The sequence below is a fragment of the Neobacillus cucumis genome (assembly GCF_002860255.1).
GTDB classification, from domain to species: domain Bacteria; phylum Bacillota; class Bacilli; order Bacillales; family Cytobacillaceae; genus Neobacillus; species Neobacillus cucumis_A.
The window spans coordinates 134483-152657 of record NZ_PGVE01000063.1; the positions used below are offsets into that span (position 1 = coordinate 134483).

The 18175-nt window shown below is 39.1% G+C and carries 15 protein-coding genes; 12 read left to right on the top strand and 3 right to left on the bottom strand.

Going from position 1 to position 18175, the window contains the following annotated elements:
• The first annotated feature begins 8 nt into the window (after positions 1-8).
• The 6 genes from CVD27_RS16245 to CVD27_RS16270 all read left to right on the top strand — a co-directional run bounded on the left by CVD27_RS16245 (position 9) and on the right by CVD27_RS16270 (position 7223).
• The gene (locus tag CVD27_RS16245) at positions 9-1112 is read left to right on the top strand and encodes a Gfo/Idh/MocA family protein (protein ID WP_101648939.1); all 1104 of its coding nucleotides are present in this window, start codon (positions 9-11) and stop codon (positions 1110-1112) included.
• A 237-nt stretch (positions 1113-1349) separates the two neighbouring features.
• A complete protein-coding gene (locus tag CVD27_RS16250; protein ID WP_101648940.1) occupies positions 1350-2363 on the top strand; it encodes a LacI family DNA-binding transcriptional regulator in 1014 nt (337 codons plus the stop codon).
• An 11-nt stretch (positions 2364-2374) separates the two neighbouring features.
• Positions 2375-3688: an ABC transporter substrate-binding protein gene (locus CVD27_RS16255; protein WP_101648941.1), complete on the top strand. Its 1314-nt coding sequence runs from the start codon at positions 2375-2377 to the stop codon at positions 3686-3688.
• A gap of 135 nt (positions 3689-3823) precedes the next feature.
• Positions 3824-5125, top strand: coding sequence for a carbohydrate ABC transporter permease (locus tag CVD27_RS16260; RefSeq protein WP_101648998.1), 1302 nt, complete (start codon positions 3824-3826; stop codon positions 5123-5125).
• A 41-nt stretch (positions 5126-5166) separates the two neighbouring features.
• Entirely contained in the window at positions 5167-5994 is an 828-nt protein-coding gene (locus CVD27_RS16265) for a carbohydrate ABC transporter permease (protein ID WP_101648942.1), read from the top strand.
• 152 nt (positions 5995-6146) lie between these two features.
• Positions 6147-7223, top strand: coding sequence for a Gfo/Idh/MocA family protein (locus tag CVD27_RS16270; protein ID WP_101648943.1), 1077 nt, complete (start codon positions 6147-6149; stop codon positions 7221-7223).
• A 50-nt stretch (positions 7224-7273) separates the two neighbouring features.
• Here CVD27_RS16270 and CVD27_RS16275 read toward each other — a convergent pair whose 3' ends face one another.
• Positions 7274-8047: a helix-turn-helix domain-containing protein gene (locus CVD27_RS16275; RefSeq protein ID WP_101648944.1), complete on the bottom strand. Its 774-nt coding sequence runs from the start codon at positions 8045-8047 to the stop codon at positions 7274-7276.
• A gap of 125 nt (positions 8048-8172) precedes the next feature.
• Between CVD27_RS16275 and CVD27_RS16280 the strand changes: the two genes are divergently transcribed.
• From CVD27_RS16280 to CVD27_RS16300, 5 genes are all read left to right on the top strand, one after another.
• Positions 8173-8943, top strand: coding sequence for a sugar phosphate isomerase/epimerase family protein (locus CVD27_RS16280; RefSeq protein WP_101648945.1), 771 nt, complete (start codon positions 8173-8175; stop codon positions 8941-8943).
• A gap of 102 nt (positions 8944-9045) precedes the next feature.
• Positions 9046-9771 carry a ThuA domain-containing protein gene (locus CVD27_RS16285; RefSeq protein WP_101648946.1) on the top strand — a complete coding sequence of 242 codons (726 nt, stop codon included), beginning with the start codon at positions 9046-9048 and terminating at the stop codon, positions 9769-9771.
• Positions 9772-9773: 2 nt separating this feature from the next.
• Positions 9774-10802, top strand: coding sequence for a Gfo/Idh/MocA family protein (locus CVD27_RS16290; protein WP_101648947.1), 1029 nt, complete (start codon positions 9774-9776; stop codon positions 10800-10802).
• A gap of 98 nt (positions 10803-10900) precedes the next feature.
• Complete coding sequence (locus CVD27_RS16295; RefSeq protein WP_101648948.1) at positions 10901-11869, top strand: sugar phosphate isomerase/epimerase family protein; 969 nt, start codon at positions 10901-10903, stop codon at positions 11867-11869.
• A 36-nt stretch (positions 11870-11905) separates the two neighbouring features.
• A complete protein-coding gene (locus CVD27_RS16300) occupies positions 11906-13576 on the top strand; it encodes a glycoside hydrolase family 13 protein (RefSeq protein ID WP_101648949.1) in 1671 nt (556 codons plus the stop codon).
• A gap of 53 nt (positions 13577-13629) precedes the next feature.
• Here the strand turns inward: CVD27_RS16300 and CVD27_RS16305 are convergent, their stop codons facing one another.
• Positions 13630-14148: a DoxX family membrane protein gene (locus CVD27_RS16305; protein WP_101648950.1), complete on the bottom strand. Its 519-nt coding sequence runs from the start codon at positions 14146-14148 to the stop codon at positions 13630-13632.
• A gap of 344 nt (positions 14149-14492) precedes the next feature.
• On the opposite strand from CVD27_RS16305, the gene CVD27_RS16310 reads away from it, so the two are divergent.
• Positions 14493-16727, top strand: a complete 2235-nt coding sequence (locus CVD27_RS16310; protein ID WP_101648951.1) for a bifunctional diguanylate cyclase/phosphodiesterase — start codon at positions 14493-14495, stop codon at positions 16725-16727.
• A gap of 20 nt (positions 16728-16747) precedes the next feature.
• On the opposite strand, the gene CVD27_RS16315 is transcribed toward CVD27_RS16310, so the two are convergent.
• A complete protein-coding gene (locus CVD27_RS16315) occupies positions 16748-18109 on the bottom strand; it encodes an MATE family efflux transporter (RefSeq protein WP_101648952.1) in 1362 nt (453 codons plus the stop codon).
• Between the last annotated feature and the right edge of the window lie 66 nt (positions 18110-18175).

Genomic DNA, 18175 nt, shown 5'->3' on the forward strand with positions numbered 1-18175 from the left:
AATTGAACATGACTGAAAAATTACGTGTTGCCATTATTGGCTGTGGTGGAATTGCGAAGGGGAAACATATGCCTAGTTTGGCTAAACTTGAACAGGTAGAAATGGTTGCTTTTTGTGATATTGAAGAAGAGCGTGCGATTGAGGCAGCATCTAAATATGGTACAGAGGACGCTGCGGTGTATGTAGATTTCCGAGAATTGTTAAAGGACAAGACCATTGATGTAGTCCATGTATGTACGCCTAATGATTCTCATGCCGATATCACCGTCGCGGCATTGGAAGCGGACAAACATGTAATGTGTGAAAAACCGATGGCCAAAACAGCTGCGGATGCTAGAAGAATGGTAGAAGCTGCAAAAAGGACAGGAAAGAAATTAACAATTGGGTACCAGAATCGTTTCCGTACCGACAGTCAGTACCTGCAAAAGGTATGTGAACGTGGTGACTTAGGTGAAATTTATTATGCTAAGGCCCATGCGATTCGCCGCCGTGCGGTTCCTACATGGGGAGTATTCTTGGATGAAGAGAAACAAGGCGGAGGACCATTAATTGATATCGGAACTCATGCGCTGGATTTAACTCTTTGGATGATGAATAACTATAAGCCAAAAGCTGTTTTAGGAAGTACGTTTCATAAGCTTGGGCAAAAGAAGAATGCTGCAAATGCCTGGGGACCTTGGGATCCAGAGAAATTTAAAGTAGAGGATTCAGCCTTCGGTTATATCACGATGGAAAATGGTGCTACAATCATGCTTGAATCTAGTTGGGCTATTAATATGCTGCAGACTGGAGAAGCCCAATGTACTCTATGCGGAACAGAGGGCGGAGCAGATATGTGGGACGGCCTTCGCATCAATGGAGAGGATTTTAGTAAGTTGTACACAAATCACATCAATTTGGATGCAAAAGGTGTAGATTTTTATGATGGTGAAACGGAAGGTGCAGCGGAATTAGAAGCGAGATTGTGGATTGAAAGTATCTTAAAAGATACCGAACCTGTTGTTAAACCAGAAGAAGCTCTAGTCGTAACTGAAATTTTAGAAGCTATCTATACGTCAGCGCAAACAGGGGAAGCTGTTTACTTTACAGAAAAACTTGCAGTTAAACATTAATAAACATTTAATCATATGAAGAGAATGGGTGACCCTGGTTTGTTTTCAAACCAGGGTCACTTAATATATTAAAAGGATTTATTCCGTTCCCTACTTTTTGAAATATATAACTATTCAGGAAAATATATATTGAAATTGAGGGTTAAATCTATTAATGTATAAATGTAATCGCTTTTTGAAATCGATTACATTAAGGGGGATATCTTTTTAAAAGGAGGGAAAAGGGGGGATTTTTGTTTGGCAACGATTGCTGATGTAGCAAAAAGAGCAGGGCTTTCAAGAGCTACCGTTTCAAGGGTAATTAACAACCATCCAAATGTGACAGAAGATAAGAAAAGGTTAGTTCGGGAAGCAATGGAGTTGTTAAAGTACGTTCCAAATACAACTGCTCAAAGACTTCGGAACCAAAGAACAGACACCATTGCAATACTAGTTCCAGTCCTTACTAACCCATTTTTCGCCTATTTACTGGAGGCGATGGATATGGTAGCAACTACGAACCATTTTCAGTTACTTATTTGCCAGACGAGATATAGTAAGCAGAAGGAACTGGATTTTCTGGAGCTATTAAGAACAAAACAAGTAGATGGTTTAATTTTAACTTCATACGAAAACGATTGGAAACAAATTGAACCGTATTCAGCATTTGGTCCCATGATCCTATGCAATGAATATGAAAGAAACTCAATTGTTTCAATTATTCGGATGGATCAATTTGAGGCGAGCTACATAGGAACACGGCACTTGATAGAACAAGGCCATGAAAGAATTGCGTGTACCTGTGGCGATAAAAGTAACCTAGCCAAGGATCGACAAGCTGGTTACAGGAAAGCTCTTGAGGAAAACGGGCTTTTGGTTCAAGAGGAATGGATATTTTCGAATGTATTCGATATTGAGGACGGTAAAAGGGTATTAAGAACGATTATGAATTTGAAAGATGCACCTACAGCCGTTTTTACCGGGAGTGACCAGGTGGCAGCGGGAATGATTATGGCAGCTAAGGCGATGGGAAAAAATGTGCCGAGTGATATTGCCATCATTGGTTTCGATGACCAGCCCATTGCCAGAGTAGTAGAGCCGGCGCTCACAACCATAAGACAACCCATTGAAGAACTTGGAAAAACAGCAATGGAAGTAATGATTGATTTCATTAACTTAAAGAAAGATGTCAGCCACCAAGAGATTCTATTACCCTATGATTTGGTAATTAGAGATTCAACTATGTCAAAATTGAAATCGATTTCAAAATAGGGGGAAGAACATTGAAAAAGTCGAAAAAAGCAAAACTTTTAGCTGTATTTGCTACATTATCCTTGGCACTAGCTGCTTGTAGTTCCGATCAATCAAGTACACAGGAAAAGCCAGCTGGAGATAAGACTAAGACAGCATCCGAGCAAAAAGTAAAATTAGTATATGCACGCGGGAAGGATGTAACGAAGGGAACGGAAAAAATGGTGGAAGCCTTTGAAGCATCCCATCCAAATATTGATATTGAGTTCCGGGAGATGCCATCTGATACAGGAAAGCAGCATGATGCATATATAACGGCTTTTAATGCAAAATCTTCTGAAATTGATGTTATTGATATGGATGTTATTTGGCCTGCTGAATTTGCTCAAGCTGGTTATGTGCTTCCACTTGACCGCTTTATCCAGCAGGATGGAATTGACTTAAATGAATATAACCAGGGAGCTTTAGGTGCAGCTCAGTTTAACGGTAAACAATGGGCCCTTCCAAAATTTGTCGATGCAGGTCTACTTTACTATCGAAAAGACCTAGTTAAAGCAGACGAAGTACCAAAAACCTGGGATGAGTTATTGGCAAAAGCAAAAGAAAAGAAGGGACAGGGAAACACAAAATTCGGTTATGTTTTCCAATCCAAACAGTATGAGGGACTTGTGTGTAACGCTGTAGAATTTGTCGCGTCCTATGGCGGAGCATTTATCGATAAAAATGGTAATGTAGCCGTAAATAGCCCTGAAGCAATCAAAGGTTTAAAGAAATTAGTTGAAGTTGCCAAGTCTGATGTAGTACCTGGTAATGTAACAACCTTTACTGAAGTTGAATCAGATCAAGCATTTATTGAAGGCCAAACGGTATTCTTACGTAACTGGCCATATGAATACGCTAGTGCAAATGACAAAGATAAGTCCAAAATTGTTGGTCAAGTAGGCGTAGCACCACTTCCAGCAGGTGATAAAGGTTCTGCGGCAGCACTAGGCGGTTGGATGGCCGGTATCAATAAATATTCCAAGCATCCAAAAGAATCATGGGAATTTTTAAAGTTCATGGCAGGTGCTGAGGGTCAAAAAATTGATGCAATCTACGGAGGACATGCACCAACTATTACAAAGCTTTACCAAGATCAAGAGATTCTTCAAGCGAATCCAACTTTTGCTGATAAAGGCTTCGTAGACGGTTTAAGTGCAGCAGTTTCTCGACCAGTCGCTCCGAATTACCCTGAAATTTCTGAGATTATTCAAATTAATATTTCAAAAGCAATTGCAGGGGAACAGACCGTGGAACAAGCGGCTCAAAATATGGAGAAAGAAATGAAGGCAGCCCTTAATAAGTAATATTTAGAAGCCAGGATTAGCCTTCCTCTTGGAGGGCTAATCCGTTTAAATCCCTAAAAAGGAGGGGTTAACGTGAAAAATAGTGCCCTTAAAGTAGAAACAGATGATTATAAAGCATCCATTAGAAATACTTCTATGACCCCGAAAAAGAAAAGAAAAAAACTCTTTACTGAGAAAACGGCAGGATATTATCTTGTGGCACCTGCTATGATTTTAATCTTCCTCATTGCCATTTGGCCTGTTTTGCAATCCTTTTATTTTAGTTTGTTTGATCTAAAATTAAACAATCCCACAAAATCAGAAGTCCATTTAAGTTATAATATCGACTTAGAACGATACCTGAATAACTATCCATTTTTAATTGGAGCCATTGACAATGAAATAAAGAGTGGGAATGGCGCCGAGGAGCTTCAGCCCATAAAAGATCAACTGCAGTCCTTAGATAAAAAGATACGCAGTAATTCTGAAATAAGCTCAAAATATGATTCCGTAAACGATAAGTTAATGAATTTTGAACAGGTCACCTCTGATTTAAGCATTGCAAAAATTAATAGAACAATGGCTAAAGAATACGAAAATACCTCCGAAATTATTAATAATAAAATCAAGAAATTGTCCGTTAAGGTTAAGTTATCACAAGAGAAGAAACTCCTTGGATTAGCTTCAGGTTATGGAGATGCGCTCATTCAGCCTAATTTTATCGGCTTACAACATTACAAAGATAATCTAACTTCCAGCAGAATGTGGAAGGCGATTGGAAATACTACCACATTTACGATTATTTCTGTCTTTGTTGAATTAGTTCTTGGACTAGCGATTGCCCTTTTAATTAATAAGGCATTCATTGGACGAGGCCTTATCAGGGCGAGCATTCTGATTCCTTGGGCCATTCCAACCGCAGTCTCTGCTCTAATGTGGAAATTCTTATATGATGGTCAAAATGGGATTATTGCCAAGATTTTTGCTGATCTCGGGTTAGTCGATCAGATGGAAAAACTTCTTGTAACAGACACGGGAGCAATGTTTTCGGTCATCTTTTCTGATGTTTGGAAGACTACTCCATACATGTCTTTGTTGTTATTGGCGGGACTTCAAACCATTTCAGACTCCCTTTATGAAGCAGCTTCCATTGATGGGGCTGGAAAATGGAAACAATTCATGAAAATTACTTTGCCTTTGTTAAAGTCAAGTATACTTGTTGCACTTCTTTTTAGGACACTAGATGCCTTCCGTGTCTTTGATTTAATTTATGTTCTAACCGGCGGCGGACCTGCCAACTCTACTGAAACCATTTCTATCCTTGCTTATAAAGTGATGTTTTCTCAAACGAATTTTGGTGATGGATCTGCTCTCTCTGTCATTGTATTTATATGCGTAGCCATTATTTCAATGATTTATATCAAGTTTTTGGGCAGAGATTTACTAAATGACCGATGAGGAATTCGACAGTACACCATTTTTTAAGGGGGGATTTTAATATGAAGAAAAAAGCAAGTCCATTGTTTTATGTGTTTCTCATATTGTTTGTCTTTGTTGTCATGTTTCCATTTCTATGGATGCTGATTAGTTCCATAAAACCAGCTACTGAATTGTTCGGGGATAAGGCATTCACACCCTACACCTCAGATCCGACAATGGAGAATTATAAATCTGTTTTCTTTGATCATCCGTTTTTGAGATATTTATGGAATAGTACGGTGGTTTCAACCATTACAACTGTGTATGCCGTTACAGTTGCGTCTTTTGCTGCTTATGCCATTGCCAGACTTCAATTTAGAGGAAAAACATTTATTCTAGGGATTGTCTTATCCGTCTCGATGTTTCCACAAATTGCAACGATTACACCTATCTATATCTTTTTAAAGAACCTAGGACTAACCAATTCCTATTTAGGATTAATTATTCCATATTCGACCTTTACGCTGCCGCTCTCTATTTGGATTCTGGTAACCTTTTTCCGTAAAATTCCGCTAGATCTTGAAGAAGCGGCAAAAATAGATGGTGCTACTTTAATGCAAACTTTTTGGAAGGTTATCATGCCTCTTGCATTACCAGGAATATTTACAACTGCGATTCTTGTTTTCATTGCAGCATGGAATGAGTTCTTTTTTGCCCTTACCATCAATACAGACGATAAGTATAAGACGGTACCGATTGGGATTGCTATGTTTCAGGGGCAATTTACCATTCCATGGGGTGAGATTGCCGCGGCAACAGTAGTGGTGAGTGTTCCACTAGTCATAATGGTTCTTATTTTCCAAAGGAGAATTGTTTCTGGTTTAACCTCGGGTTCAGTTAAAGAATAATAGCAAAATAGTATAGGAATTAATTATATCATCTATGTTTAAATGGGTTTCCACATTATAAGATGTAATCAAATAAGTAATGTTTTTATTAAATAATAACGAGTACCATAATTGCCTTTTGGGAAATGGGTGGCAAAAAAGGAGAGTTTAAAATGACAAGTAAAAACTATCAATTAGTTATTGTTGGTTATGGTGGAATGGGAAGCTACCACGGGAAGTTATTAAAGGATAATCAAAATATAAATATTATTGGAACCTATGATATTTCAGAAGAAAGAAAAACAGCCTCCTTGGTTGATGGATACGCGGTTTATGAAAGCTTAGAAGCTGTTTTATCAGATGAGGCGGTTGATTTTGTTCTTATTGCCACTCCAAACGATGTTCACAAAGACATTGCAATAGCCTCTTTAAACGCTAAAAAGCATGTTATTTGCGAAAAGCCGGTGACGATTAACAGTCATGAGTTACTTGAGATTATGGAGGCAGCAAAAATTAATGACCGTGCCTTTATTGTCCATCAAAACCGTCGATGGGATGAAGACTTCCTAACGATGAAAAAGGTTTATGACGAACAAACTATTGGTGATGTTTTTCATATTGAATCAAGGGTTCAAGGGGCAAATGGAATTCCAGGAGATTGGCGCCACCTGAAAGCTTTTGGTGGAGGAATGCTTCTTGATTGGGGTGTCCATTTATTAGATCAGCTATTATTTATGGTTGATAGTAAGATTACGAGTGTTTTTGCTAACTTAAGTTATATTTTAGGAGACGATGTTGATGACGGTTTTCAGGTGTTTATCACATTTGAAAACGGTATCACATCTTTGATAGAAGTTGGAACCACAAACTTTATTCAACTGCCGCGTTGGTATGTAAAAGGAACAAAAGGTACAGCCGTTATTCATGATTGGGAACTGAACGGTAAAATCGTGACTCAAAATCTTGGAGAAGTAGAAGCACCAAAACCGATTAAAGCTGGTCAGGGATTAACAAAAACAATGGCTCCACCGTCTGAAAAAGCTGTAAGTACATCGGACTTACCTGCAGCAATCGTATTAAAAGAAAGCTTTTATGAAAATGTCATTTCAGTAGTTGAAGGTACCGAAGAACCAATTGTTAAAAACGAAGAAGTTTTACGTGTTCTTAGATTGATGGAAACAATATTTAAATCAGCTGAGAAAAACGAGGTCATTAAAGACTTTGATGCTGTACCTTCAAAAAACATTTAAGAAATAATGGAAAGGCTAGAAAAACTGGTATTTTCTAGCCTTTATTTTTATTATTCAAGCCGACGGTACATACCAGGAGCAACGCCATATTTCTTTTTAAACACTCTGTGAAAATACGGATAGGTACCAAAACCACAGTCTTCAGCAATCTGTTCGAGTGTTAAGGTAGTGTACTTCATTCGCTCTAGGCAGGAGGCCAAACGGATTTCCTGTGTATATTCCATGATGGTTTTCCCCACACTGCTTTTAAAAAGATGAACCGACCTCGAGACACTAAGCCCTGCATGACGTGCCACATCCTCCACCTTAAACTGGGTTGTAGCATGTTCCTCAATATATCGCATCATCCTTGTTACTGGATATGGATAATGGTAGGAGGGGACCGTTTCACTTACAGCCCGTTCAAGAGTTAAACAAAGCGCTCGGACTAAATAGTCGGAGAGTTCTTCGTTTTGACTTGAGTCAGGACGGCGTTTTTCAATCATAATTTGGCGCCATAGGAGCAGCATCTTTTCATCCAGATCAATGCGGGAAATAGGCGGCTTCTCGGAGCGATCCCACCATTCGTCGAGCCAACTTCCTTCGCAGCCAATGTGATAATCTCCGCTGATTTGTCCTTCTCTGACAAGAAGTTCATAATGATCTCCTGGTTTAATAAGCAGTAGATCTCCTTTCTCAAGTCCCATCTTGGTTCCTTTTACCACTACTTCACATAGTCCTTCTGTTTGCAGGCGAAAAAGGTAAGACGGGTATCCGGCTTTATATTGGGAGTGATATCCCTTTGTATGAAAAGAATATCCGCAAAAAAGTATGTTTGTGGTCATATGATCCCTCTCGTAAAAAAGTAGCAGAATAGTAGATGTTTTAATTATATCATCTATGTTTATCATCAAAAATAAAATATAAGATGAAATCAAATAAGGCATGTTATAGAATTGGAGGATTAAGGATGAGAAACATTCCAGTAGCGGTGCAAATGTTTACATTAAGAGAAGAAAGTGCGAAAGATTTTGCTGGTACGCTAAAAAAGGTGGCAGAGCTTGGCTTTGATGGTGTTGAGCTTGCCGGATTCCACGGATTAACTGCACGAGAAGTAAAAGATTTACTAGATCAGCTCGGGCTAAAGACCGCTGCCTGCCATGTACCACTTGAACAATTGAAAAACAATCTGTCTCAAGTGATTGAGGATCAAAAAGTATTAGAAAGTAGATATGTGGTTTGTCCCTATTTAATGCCAGATCAACGTAGTGAAAGTGACTACAAAGCTCTTATTTCGTTTTTAGAAGAGGCAGGTGAGGCTTGCCAGCGTGAAGGGATTTCCTTATGCTATCATAATCACGATTTTGAACTTGAACGGTTATCGGATGGCCGAATGGCACTAGAAACTATTTTTGATGGGACAAACCCAGAGGTGGTAAAGGCAGAGCTCGACGTGTACTGGTTGACAAAAGCAGGCCAAAAGCCGTCAGAGTGGATCGAACGATATAAAAATCGGACACCGCTGATTCATTTGAAGGATATGACCACAGATGAAGAACAATTCTTCGCTGAACTTGGAACAGGCGGCGTTGACCTGGAAGCAGTCCTTCATAAGGGAGAACAAGTTGATATTAAGTGGTGGGTCATCGAGCAGGATGTAAGCCGGCTTACCCCTTTAGAGAGCATAGAGATCAGTATTAATTATTTAAGAAATAAACTTCCACATCTCTTAAACCAATAAAAATAGTTCAATATTTTTCACCCTATTTGTCAATGTAAGCAGTTTCAATTATTCTGGTATTCTTTAAAATAATAGATGAACAGTGAAAAGGAGTGACCAATCATGTTGAAAGTAACGGTATGGAATGAAAACCGTCATGAACAAAAAAATCCTGTCGTAAGGGATATTTACCCACAGGGTATCCATGGAACAATCGCTGATTTCCTAAAGACTGAAGGATTTGATACAAGAACAGCAACCCTTGATGAGCCGGAACATGGATTGACGGATGATGTTTTAAATAACACCGATGTATTAGTTTGGTGGGGCCATCTCGCTCATAGTGAAGTGAAAGATGAAATTGTTCAGAAGGTTAAAGAGCGTGTTCTTGATGGAATGGGGCTAATTGTTCTTCACTCCGGTCATTTTTCAAAAATCTTTAAGACTTTAATGGGAACAAGCTGTGATTTAAAATGGCGTGAAGCCGGTGAAAAGGAACGAATTTGGGTCGTTAGTCCAAGTCATCCAATTACAGAAGGACTCCCTGAATATATTGAAATAGAAAATGAAGAAATGTATGGTGAACATTTTGATATCCCGCAGCCTGATGAATTGATTTTCATGAGCTGGTTTGAAGGTGGCGAAGTCTTCCGCAGCGGCTGTACATATAAGCGCGGTAATGGAAAAGTGTTTTACTTCAGACCTGGACATGAAACGTATCCAACCTATCATCATAAACAAGTTCAGCGCGTCATTATAAATGCAGTTAAATGGGCAAAGCCTGTGAAGCGTGAACGGCCAGTTTACGGAAATGCAAAGCCGCTTGAAGAAATAAAAGGGGGAAAATAATCTTGAAAAAGTTAAGAATAGGCGTAATCGGCTGCGGCAGTATTGCACAGCATCGTCATTTACCAGAATATCAAATTAATCCTAATGTAGAGCTTGCAGCAGTTTGTGACATCAATCAGGAGCGGGCACTAGAAGTAGCAGAAAAATACGGAGTACTTTCCTATACAGATTATAACGAGTTAATAAAAAGTGGTGAAGTGGACGCGGTGAGTGTATGTACACCGAACTATCTCCATGCTCCTATTACGATTGCGGCCTTAGATGCAGGCCTTCATGTCTTATGTGAAAAACCAATGGCTACCTCTAAGGAAGAAGCAGAGGCCATGAATGCTGCAGCAGAAAAAAGTGGGAAAGTATTAATGATTGGTCATAATCAGCGTTTTGTACCTTCCCATCAAAAAGCACGTCAGCTTATCCAAAGCGGAGAAATCGGTAGAATTTACAGCTTCCGCACGGCATTTGGCCACGGCGGACCAGAAGGCTGGAGCGTAGACGGAAAAGAAAGCTGGTTTTTTGAAAAAGAAAAAGCATTCGTTGGTGCTATGGGTGACTTAGGTGTTCATAAAACAGATTTACTGCGCTATGTATTAGGGGAAGAAATTGTTGAAGTAGGTTCCTTTGTCGAGACGAACGCAAAGGAGTTTGCCGATGTTGATGACAATGCCGTTTGTGTATTGAAAACAGAAAGCGGCATCATTGGTACACTTGCTGCGAGCTGGGCTTATGTAAGCAAGGAAGATAACTCTACCATCATTTACGGTGAGAAGGCCATCCTTCGTTTAGAAGATGACCCAATTAATTCTTTAGTGGTTCAATATAGTAATGGTGAAGTAGTTAAATATGAACTAGGAAAAATCCAATCGAATGATGCGGGAGGACAAAACAACTCTCACGTTATCGAGCATTTTGTCAATGCTATTCTGCTAGAGCAGGAGCCTGCTGTCCCTGGTGAAGAAGGGATGAAATCTTTAGAGGTGATTCTGGCAGCTCTTAAATCCAACGAAACGAAGCAAATTGTTCAAGTTAGATAGTTTATTAGCAATAGAGTTGGCAGCAACGTTTGCGGTCAACTCTGTACTGTTTATTTGTACAAGGGAAACAACGTTACTAAAAGTGAGGAGAGTATAATATGAAACTAGGAGTCTTTACTGTATTATTTGCTGAAAAAACGTTCGAGGAAATGTTAGATACGGTTCAAAAAGCTGGTTTACATGCAGTTGAAATTGGTACTGGCTGCTACCCGGGGAATAGCCACTGTGATTTAGATTTGTTATTGGAAAATGAAGAGGCAAGAAAGGAATACCTTCAAAAAGTGGAGGAACGCGGATTAATTATCAGTGCGTTCAGCTGTCATGGAAATCCGATATCTCCAGAAAAGGAATTTGCTCAGGCGTCTCACGAAACACTTATAAAAACAATTAAATTGGCATCGTTACTGAATGTACCTGTTGTTAACTGTTTTTCTGGTACAGCTGGTGACCATGAAGATGCAAAGTATCCTAACTGGCCTGTTACCCCTTGGCCAAATGAATATGGCGATGTATTAAAATGGCAATGGGAAGAAAAGCTGATTCCATATTGGAAGGAAGTTGGCCAGTATGCAAAAGACAATAACGTGAAAATCGGCCTTGAACTTCATGGCGGCTTTTTAGTCCATACCCCATATACCTTGTTGAAATTACGTGAAGAAACCTGTGATGCCATTGGAGCCAATTTAGATCCAAGTCACTTATGGTGGCAGGGAATTGATCCGGTTGCTGCGATAAAAATCTTAGCGAAAGAAAATGCGATCCACCATTTCCATGCAAAGGACACATACATTGATCAAGAAAATGTGAATATGTATGGGTTAACAGATATGCAGCCATATGGAGAAGTACAGACAAGGGCATGGACCTTCCGTTCGGTAGGCTGCGGACATGGATTAAAAGAATGGTCAGATATGATGAGCGCCCTTCGCACCTATGGATATGATTATGTAGTCAGCATTGAGCATGAAGATCCAATCATGTCGATTGAGGAAGGATTTACTCGTGCTGTAAACAATTTGAAATCTGTCTTAATTGAGCAGCCTATATCCCAAATGTGGTGGGTATAACAGCTAAGAACAACATCTTAGAATCAGAGGTGCCATATGAATAAAAAATGGTGGAAAGAAAGTGTTGCCTATCAGGTATACCCAAGAAGCTTTATGGATAGTAATGGTGACGGCATTGGGGACCTAAAAGGTGTTACTTCCAAATTGGATTACTTAAAAGACTTGGGAATCGACGTCATTTGGTTATCTCCCATGTTCAAATCTCCCAACGATGACAACGGTTATGATATTTCCGATTATCAGGATATCATGACCGAGTTTGGAACGATGGAAGATTTTGATGCACTTCTTGAGGGTGTACATCAACGCGGGATGAAATTAATATTGGATTTGGTCATTAATCATACAAGTGACGCACATCCTTGGTTCATCGAATCGCGTTCCTCAAAGGATAACCCAAAACGTGATTGGTACATCTGGAGTGACGGCAAGGAAGGAAAAGAACCGAATAATTGGGAGTCGATTTTCAGCGGCCCTGCTTGGAAGTATGACTCTTCGACGGACCAATATTTTATGCATATTTTCTCAACCCGTCAGCCCGACTTAAACTGGGAAAATCCAGAGGTAAGGGATGCACTATACGACATGGTAAATTGGTGGCTTGATAAGGGAATCGATGGCTTCCGTGTTGATGCCATTTCCCATATTAAAAAGGAACCGGGCTTCCACGACATGCCAAACCCTGAGGACCTGGATTTTGTACCTTGCTTTCCAAAGATGATGAACGTGGACGGAATTGATGAATTTCTAACCGAATTCTCGCAAAAAACGATTAAAAACTACGACATTATGACTGTAGGAGAAGCAAACGGTGTCGGGCTGGATGATGCTGATAAATGGGTCGGTGAAGATAACGGCTATTTCAATATGATCTTCCAATTTGAGTTTTTGGGTCTTTGGGATAAAGACGCAGATGACCGCGTCGATGTACGTGCATTAAAGAAGAATTTAACCAAATGGCAAAAAGGGTTAGAAGGCAAGGGGTGGAACGCCTTATTTATTGAAAACCATGACCAGCCCCGCCGCGTATCAAGTTGGGGAAATGACCAGAAGCTTTGGAAAGAAAGTGCCAAAATGCTGGGCGCGTTATACTTTCTTATGCAGGGTACACCGTTTATTTATCAAGGCCAGGAAATTGGGATGACCAATGTCAAGTTCCCATCGATTGAAGATTATGATGATGTTGGAATGGTTAATTATTACAAAGTTGAAACGGAAAAGGGACGCTCCCATGATGAAATTATGGAGATCATTTGGAAACAGTGCCGAGACAATGCCCGGACTCCAATGCAATGGGATACTTCCAATAAAGGGGGATTCACCACAGCGAATCGAACATGGCTGGGAGTAAATCCAAATTTTAAAGAAATTAATGTCGAGTCACAATTAAATGATCCTGATTCTATTCTATCCTTTTATAAAAAGTTGATTCGGTTACGTAAAGAAAATCCACTGTTTGTCTACGGAACATATGAATTGCTATTGCCGAATCATAAGCATTTATTTGTTTACACTCGCCGTCTTGGAGGACGCAAGGCTTTAGTGATTAATAATTTTAGAGAAAAATCAACAAGATTCAAAGTTCCAACAAATGTTACCTTTACTGCTTCTGAACTGGTATTAAATAATTATGAGGCTGCAGATAGGAAATTAAGAAGAGAGTTTACTTTAAAGCCTTATGAAACAAGGGTCTACATGTTAAAGTAAATAAATTTTAAAAGACGATTCGAATTTTCGAATCGTCTTTTGTCTGATTGTTATTAGGCTCTTGCTTTTGCTTTTTCAATTACAGTATTCTTGTTTCCTACTCTTTTGAAGAAAGGTACCACCCAACGGTCTAATCCGATTCTACCAGCGTTGTAGCCAGCAGTTAAGATGATAAATCCTAAGAAGATGTCCCTAGGGTTGTGAGATACAGTTCCTGCTAAGAAGAAAGAGAAGTTCATGACTAGACCAAAGAACATGGCAGTTGTTGTTAAGCATCCTAGGATTAAGCCTAATCCGATTAATGTTTCACCCAAAGGAACGATGACGTTAAAAATATCCACGTTTGGTAAGGCAATGTGTTTTAAGAAGTCCACGTACCAGCCAAAGACGACTGCACCGTCTGGGCCTTTAACTGGGTTTGCGATGGCTCCTTTTAAGAAGCCAGAAGCATCAAATCCACCGCTGGATAATTTTCCAATCCCTGCTGTAATCCAAGAGTAGCCAAGATATAAACGTAAAACAGCTAAAATAACTGAGGCAGCTTTATTCTCTCTTAAAAATTTGTTAAACATAAATGATTCCTTCTTTCATTTTTGTTTGTTCTTTATGCTTCTACTATATTCCTTTTTTATCTTAAAAACATGGCAATAGGGATAAGTTCAAAGTTTGTTCGAAATGTTTTTACAGAAATTTGAACATCCGTGTTATTAACCATTTTTAGAAATGATAAATTCGCTTACAATGGGAAGAAACGCCGATTGTTAAGTATGTCGATTTTTGTTATTTTAAAAATAAGCTACGTTGAATAGACTGTTGATTTCCACTTCAGGCGAGAGTGGTTTACGGGCGGTCCAGGAAGCATGGAGAGCTTGATCTTTTAGATTCATTATTTTCTAGCATATGAGGGAGAATTTACATGGTAAGACCAAGGATTAACATTCAACTACTATTAAAGATTATTTATAGTTTGTTCTTCATTATGATTTTGCTAGAATTGGCTGTTTCTCTCTTTTTCCCATCTGTTCCATTCATTAGGTTTGCTTCTATTCTAACATTAATGATCACACTTCCCCTCATCATCTTAACCCTCAAGGAAATGAGAAAAAAAGATGAAGAATCTATGCAAAATCAACTGAAATTAAAAAACATATTCGATACATTGGATGTTGCTATTTGGTCCCATGATTTGAAAACTGATACTCTGTTAATTACCCCAGGGATTGAGAAGCTCTATGGTTATACCTATAAAGATTTTTATAAAGATTTAGATCTGTGGAAAAAGGTCATTCATCAAGATGATGTATGTCTTCTTAATGAGAGAGCAAACAGGCTGGCAAGAGGGGAAACTGTTACTAGTGAATATCGGATTATCCGCCCTGATGGAGAGGTCCGCTGGATCCTGGACAGAGGATTTCCAAGTCTTGATAACAATGGAGATTTTATTTATTTTAATAGTGTCTTATTTGATATAACCGATCGAAAAGAAAGTGAAGATCGTTATCGTACTCTAGTCGAAATGTCACCAGACATCATTGCCGTTGTAAGTCAGGATACAATTGAATATATAAATGAAGCAGGCTGCAGACTGGTTGGAGCTAAGCATCCTAAGGAATTGATTGGTAAATCATTATTAGAGTTTGTGCCAAAAGAAATTGTGGAAGCCTTTAAAATTAGGGGAGCTAAATTACGTGACCAGGAAGTCAGGCTTGAATTTCAGTTAAAACAATTAAATGGAGAGACCATCGAAGTTGAACTTGCCTCTGCTCCTATCTATTATGAAGGCAGGTTTGCGGTACAGGTGGTTGGACGGGATATTACGGAACGAAAACTATCAGAGAGAACGATTAGAAATATGGCATACCATGATACATTAACGGGATTGCCGAATCGAAATCGGTTCCGGCTATATCTGAACCAAATATTAAATCAAATAGAAGAAAGTAAAATGTTAGCTGTATTATTCATTGATTTAGACAGATTTAAAATAATTAATGATACAAAAGGTCATACGGTTGGGGATCTTATTCTTAAGGAAACAGCAGAACGCCTAAAAATAGTAATTGAAAAAGAAGGGTTAGTATCCAGGCAGGGCGGGGATGAGTTTATCATACTATTAGAAAATGGTGATCGAGAAAAAGCAGCAGAAATAGCCCAGCACATCTTAATTGAGTTTTCTAAGCCATTAGTTGTTAATAATCAAGAATTCTTCGTTACCCCAAGTATAGGAATCAGCCTCTATCCAACAGACGGATTAGATGAGGAAACCTTAATTAAGAATGCAGATACAGCTATGTATCAAGCAAAAGAACGTGGAAAAAACAATTTTCAATTCTACTCATCTAATTTAAATGGCATTTCCGTTAGAAAAATGGAGCTTGAAAATGGTTTAAGAAAGGCTTTAGATCATAAACAATTTACGCTTCATTATCAACCGCAAGTATCTTTAGAGACAGGAGAGCTAGTTGGTATTGAAGCATTAATACGCTGGGAGGACCCAGTACATGGACTTATTTCTCCTGGAGAATTTATCCCGCTTGCGGAAGAAACAGGCCTTATTGTTCCGATAGGGAAATGGGTAATTGCTGAAGTCTGCCGCCAAAGGAAACGATGGGAGAAAGCCGGACTTCCGAGCCATGTACCGATTGCTGTTAATGTATCGGTCCGTCAATTTGAGGATGAAAATCTGATGCACTATATTGCAATGGTTTTGGATGAGACAGGTCTTGAAGGAGTTCAATTGGAGTTAGAAATCACTGAAAGTATTATGCAAAACTTAGAGAATTCCATTATTATTCTAAATCAGTTAAAAGAGCGGGGGATTCTTCTTTCCATCGATGATTTTGGAACAGGCTATTCTTCTTTAAGCTATTTAAAACATTTACCGATTGATAAAATTAAGATTGATAAGTCCTTTGTTGATGATATTCTATACCATTCAAATCAAGGGATTATGGTAAAAACAATTATTGATATGGGCTTAAATATGAATTTTACTGTGATTGCTGAAGGCATCGAGACAAAGGAACAGCTATTCTTTTTAAGAAATAATAAATGCAATATTGGCCAGGGCTACCTATTCAGTAAGCCGATACCTGCCGATCAAATGGAAGAATACCTTATAAATAAAAAAAGTGGCAGTCAGTTTTTTTAACTGATTGCCACTTTTTTTATTTATATTGAAACCTGTGCCTTGGCTGTTACTCGGCGCTCCCATGGTTTCATTAACCAGCGTTTTAGGGCGAAGCAACCACGCAGCCATTCGTCTGCTCCTTGAGCAAGCCAAACACCTAATAATCCTAGTTCATAATGGACTCCAAGCAGGTAGCTGAGTGAAACAGCAATGCCCCACATTGACAAGATACCGATGAACACTGGGAAACGAACATCACCAGCGGATTTGAGAGAATTCATCAAAACTATATTCATAGCCCTGCCTGGCTCCACGAAGACAATCGCCCATAAAACAGGGAGACCGACTGCGATAATTTCAGGGTTCTTTGTAAATGTTTCTAAAATAGGTGAACCAATCATAGCAATGATCAAGGACGTTAAGGTTGAGGCAGTCATAGCTATTTTTAATGTACGTATACCGCGCTTTAAAGCCTTGTCATACTGTCCGCCGCCAATGTATCGTGCGACTAATAGCTGCGTTCCTTGGGCAATCGCAAACGTAAATAGAAAACAGATATAGTTAATATTTAAAATATACACACGTGCAGCAAGGGAAGCTGTCCCCATAGAGACGACAAAGCTGGTAATAATCAGCTGTGAAAACTGATAGGAGAGATTCTCGCCGGCGGAAGGAATCCCAATCCCTAACAGCCCTTTAATATCTTCTTTTTTAGCACTTATAACATCTTTAATATTCAGATTTAAAGCCAGCCGGTTATAGACAAAATAAATTAAGGCGATTATAGCAAAGGCACGTGCAATGACAATGGCCCATGATACTCCTGTTACTCCTGTAACCGGGAAACCAAAAATCTCAGTAATAGCAATGATATTTCCAATAATACTGATAAAATCAGTCATAATCGTGACAATCATTGATTCTTTTGTATAACCATGACTCCGCAAGATGGCGCTTAGGGCAAGGGAGATAGATTCAAAAAAGAGGGAAATACCGCATATCCTTAGAAAGGTTAATCCGTACTCAAATACCTTTCCATTGATATCGAATAATTGTAAAAGCTGTTCGCCAAAACAGAAAACGATGGCTGACACGATGATGCCAAACCAAACGTTCAGTCCAAATACGGTCCGTGATAACTGTCTAGCATATTTCAAGCGGCCGGCACCGATGTTTTGGCTGATTAAAACAGTCCCCCCGATGGAAGTCACGTTAAAAACGAGGATGAATATATTTAATAGCTGATTGGCAACCCCTACACCGGCAGCAGCTGAATCCGAGTAATGGCCAAGCATAAAGGTCGCAATGATCCCAATTCCCATATGTAATGAGAGTTCGATAAAAAGCGGCCAGGATATACTGAACAGTGATTGTTCTTGATATTTATAAGATTTTTCCTCCAAATCTATTTACACCTTCTCTATTAACTTATTAAAAACACAAATTACATTTTACACCCAAATGCCTGA

Coding starts and splice junctions, on each gene's coding strand:
- CVD27_RS16245 (WP_101648939.1), top strand. CDS start 9: ATGACTGAAAAATTACGTGTTGCCATTATTGGCTGTGGTGGAATTGCG.
- CVD27_RS16260 (WP_101648998.1), top strand. CDS start 3,824: ATGACCCCGAAAAAGAAAAGAAAAAAACTCTTTACTGAGAAAACGGCA.
- CVD27_RS16265 (WP_101648942.1), top strand. CDS start 5,167: ATGAAGAAAAAAGCAAGTCCATTGTTTTATGTGTTTCTCATATTGTTT.
- CVD27_RS16270 (WP_101648943.1), top strand. CDS start 6,147: ATGACAAGTAAAAACTATCAATTAGTTATTGTTGGTTATGGTGGAATG.
- CVD27_RS16275 (WP_101648944.1), bottom strand. CDS start 8,047: ATGACCACAAACATACTTTTTTGCGGATATTCTTTTCATACAAAGGGA.
- CVD27_RS16280 (WP_101648945.1), top strand. CDS start 8,173: ATGAGAAACATTCCAGTAGCGGTGCAAATGTTTACATTAAGAGAAGAA.
- CVD27_RS16285 (WP_101648946.1), top strand. CDS start 9,046: ATGTTGAAAGTAACGGTATGGAATGAAAACCGTCATGAACAAAAAAAT.
- CVD27_RS16295 (WP_101648948.1), top strand. CDS start 10,901: ATGAAACTAGGAGTCTTTACTGTATTATTTGCTGAAAAAACGTTCGAG.
- CVD27_RS16300 (WP_101648949.1), top strand. CDS start 11,906: ATGAATAAAAAATGGTGGAAAGAAAGTGTTGCCTATCAGGTATACCCA.
- CVD27_RS16305 (WP_101648950.1), bottom strand. CDS start 14,148: ATGTTTAACAAATTTTTAAGAGAGAATAAAGCTGCCTCAGTTATTTTA.
- CVD27_RS16310 (WP_101648951.1), top strand. CDS start 14,493: ATGGTAAGACCAAGGATTAACATTCAACTACTATTAAAGATTATTTAT.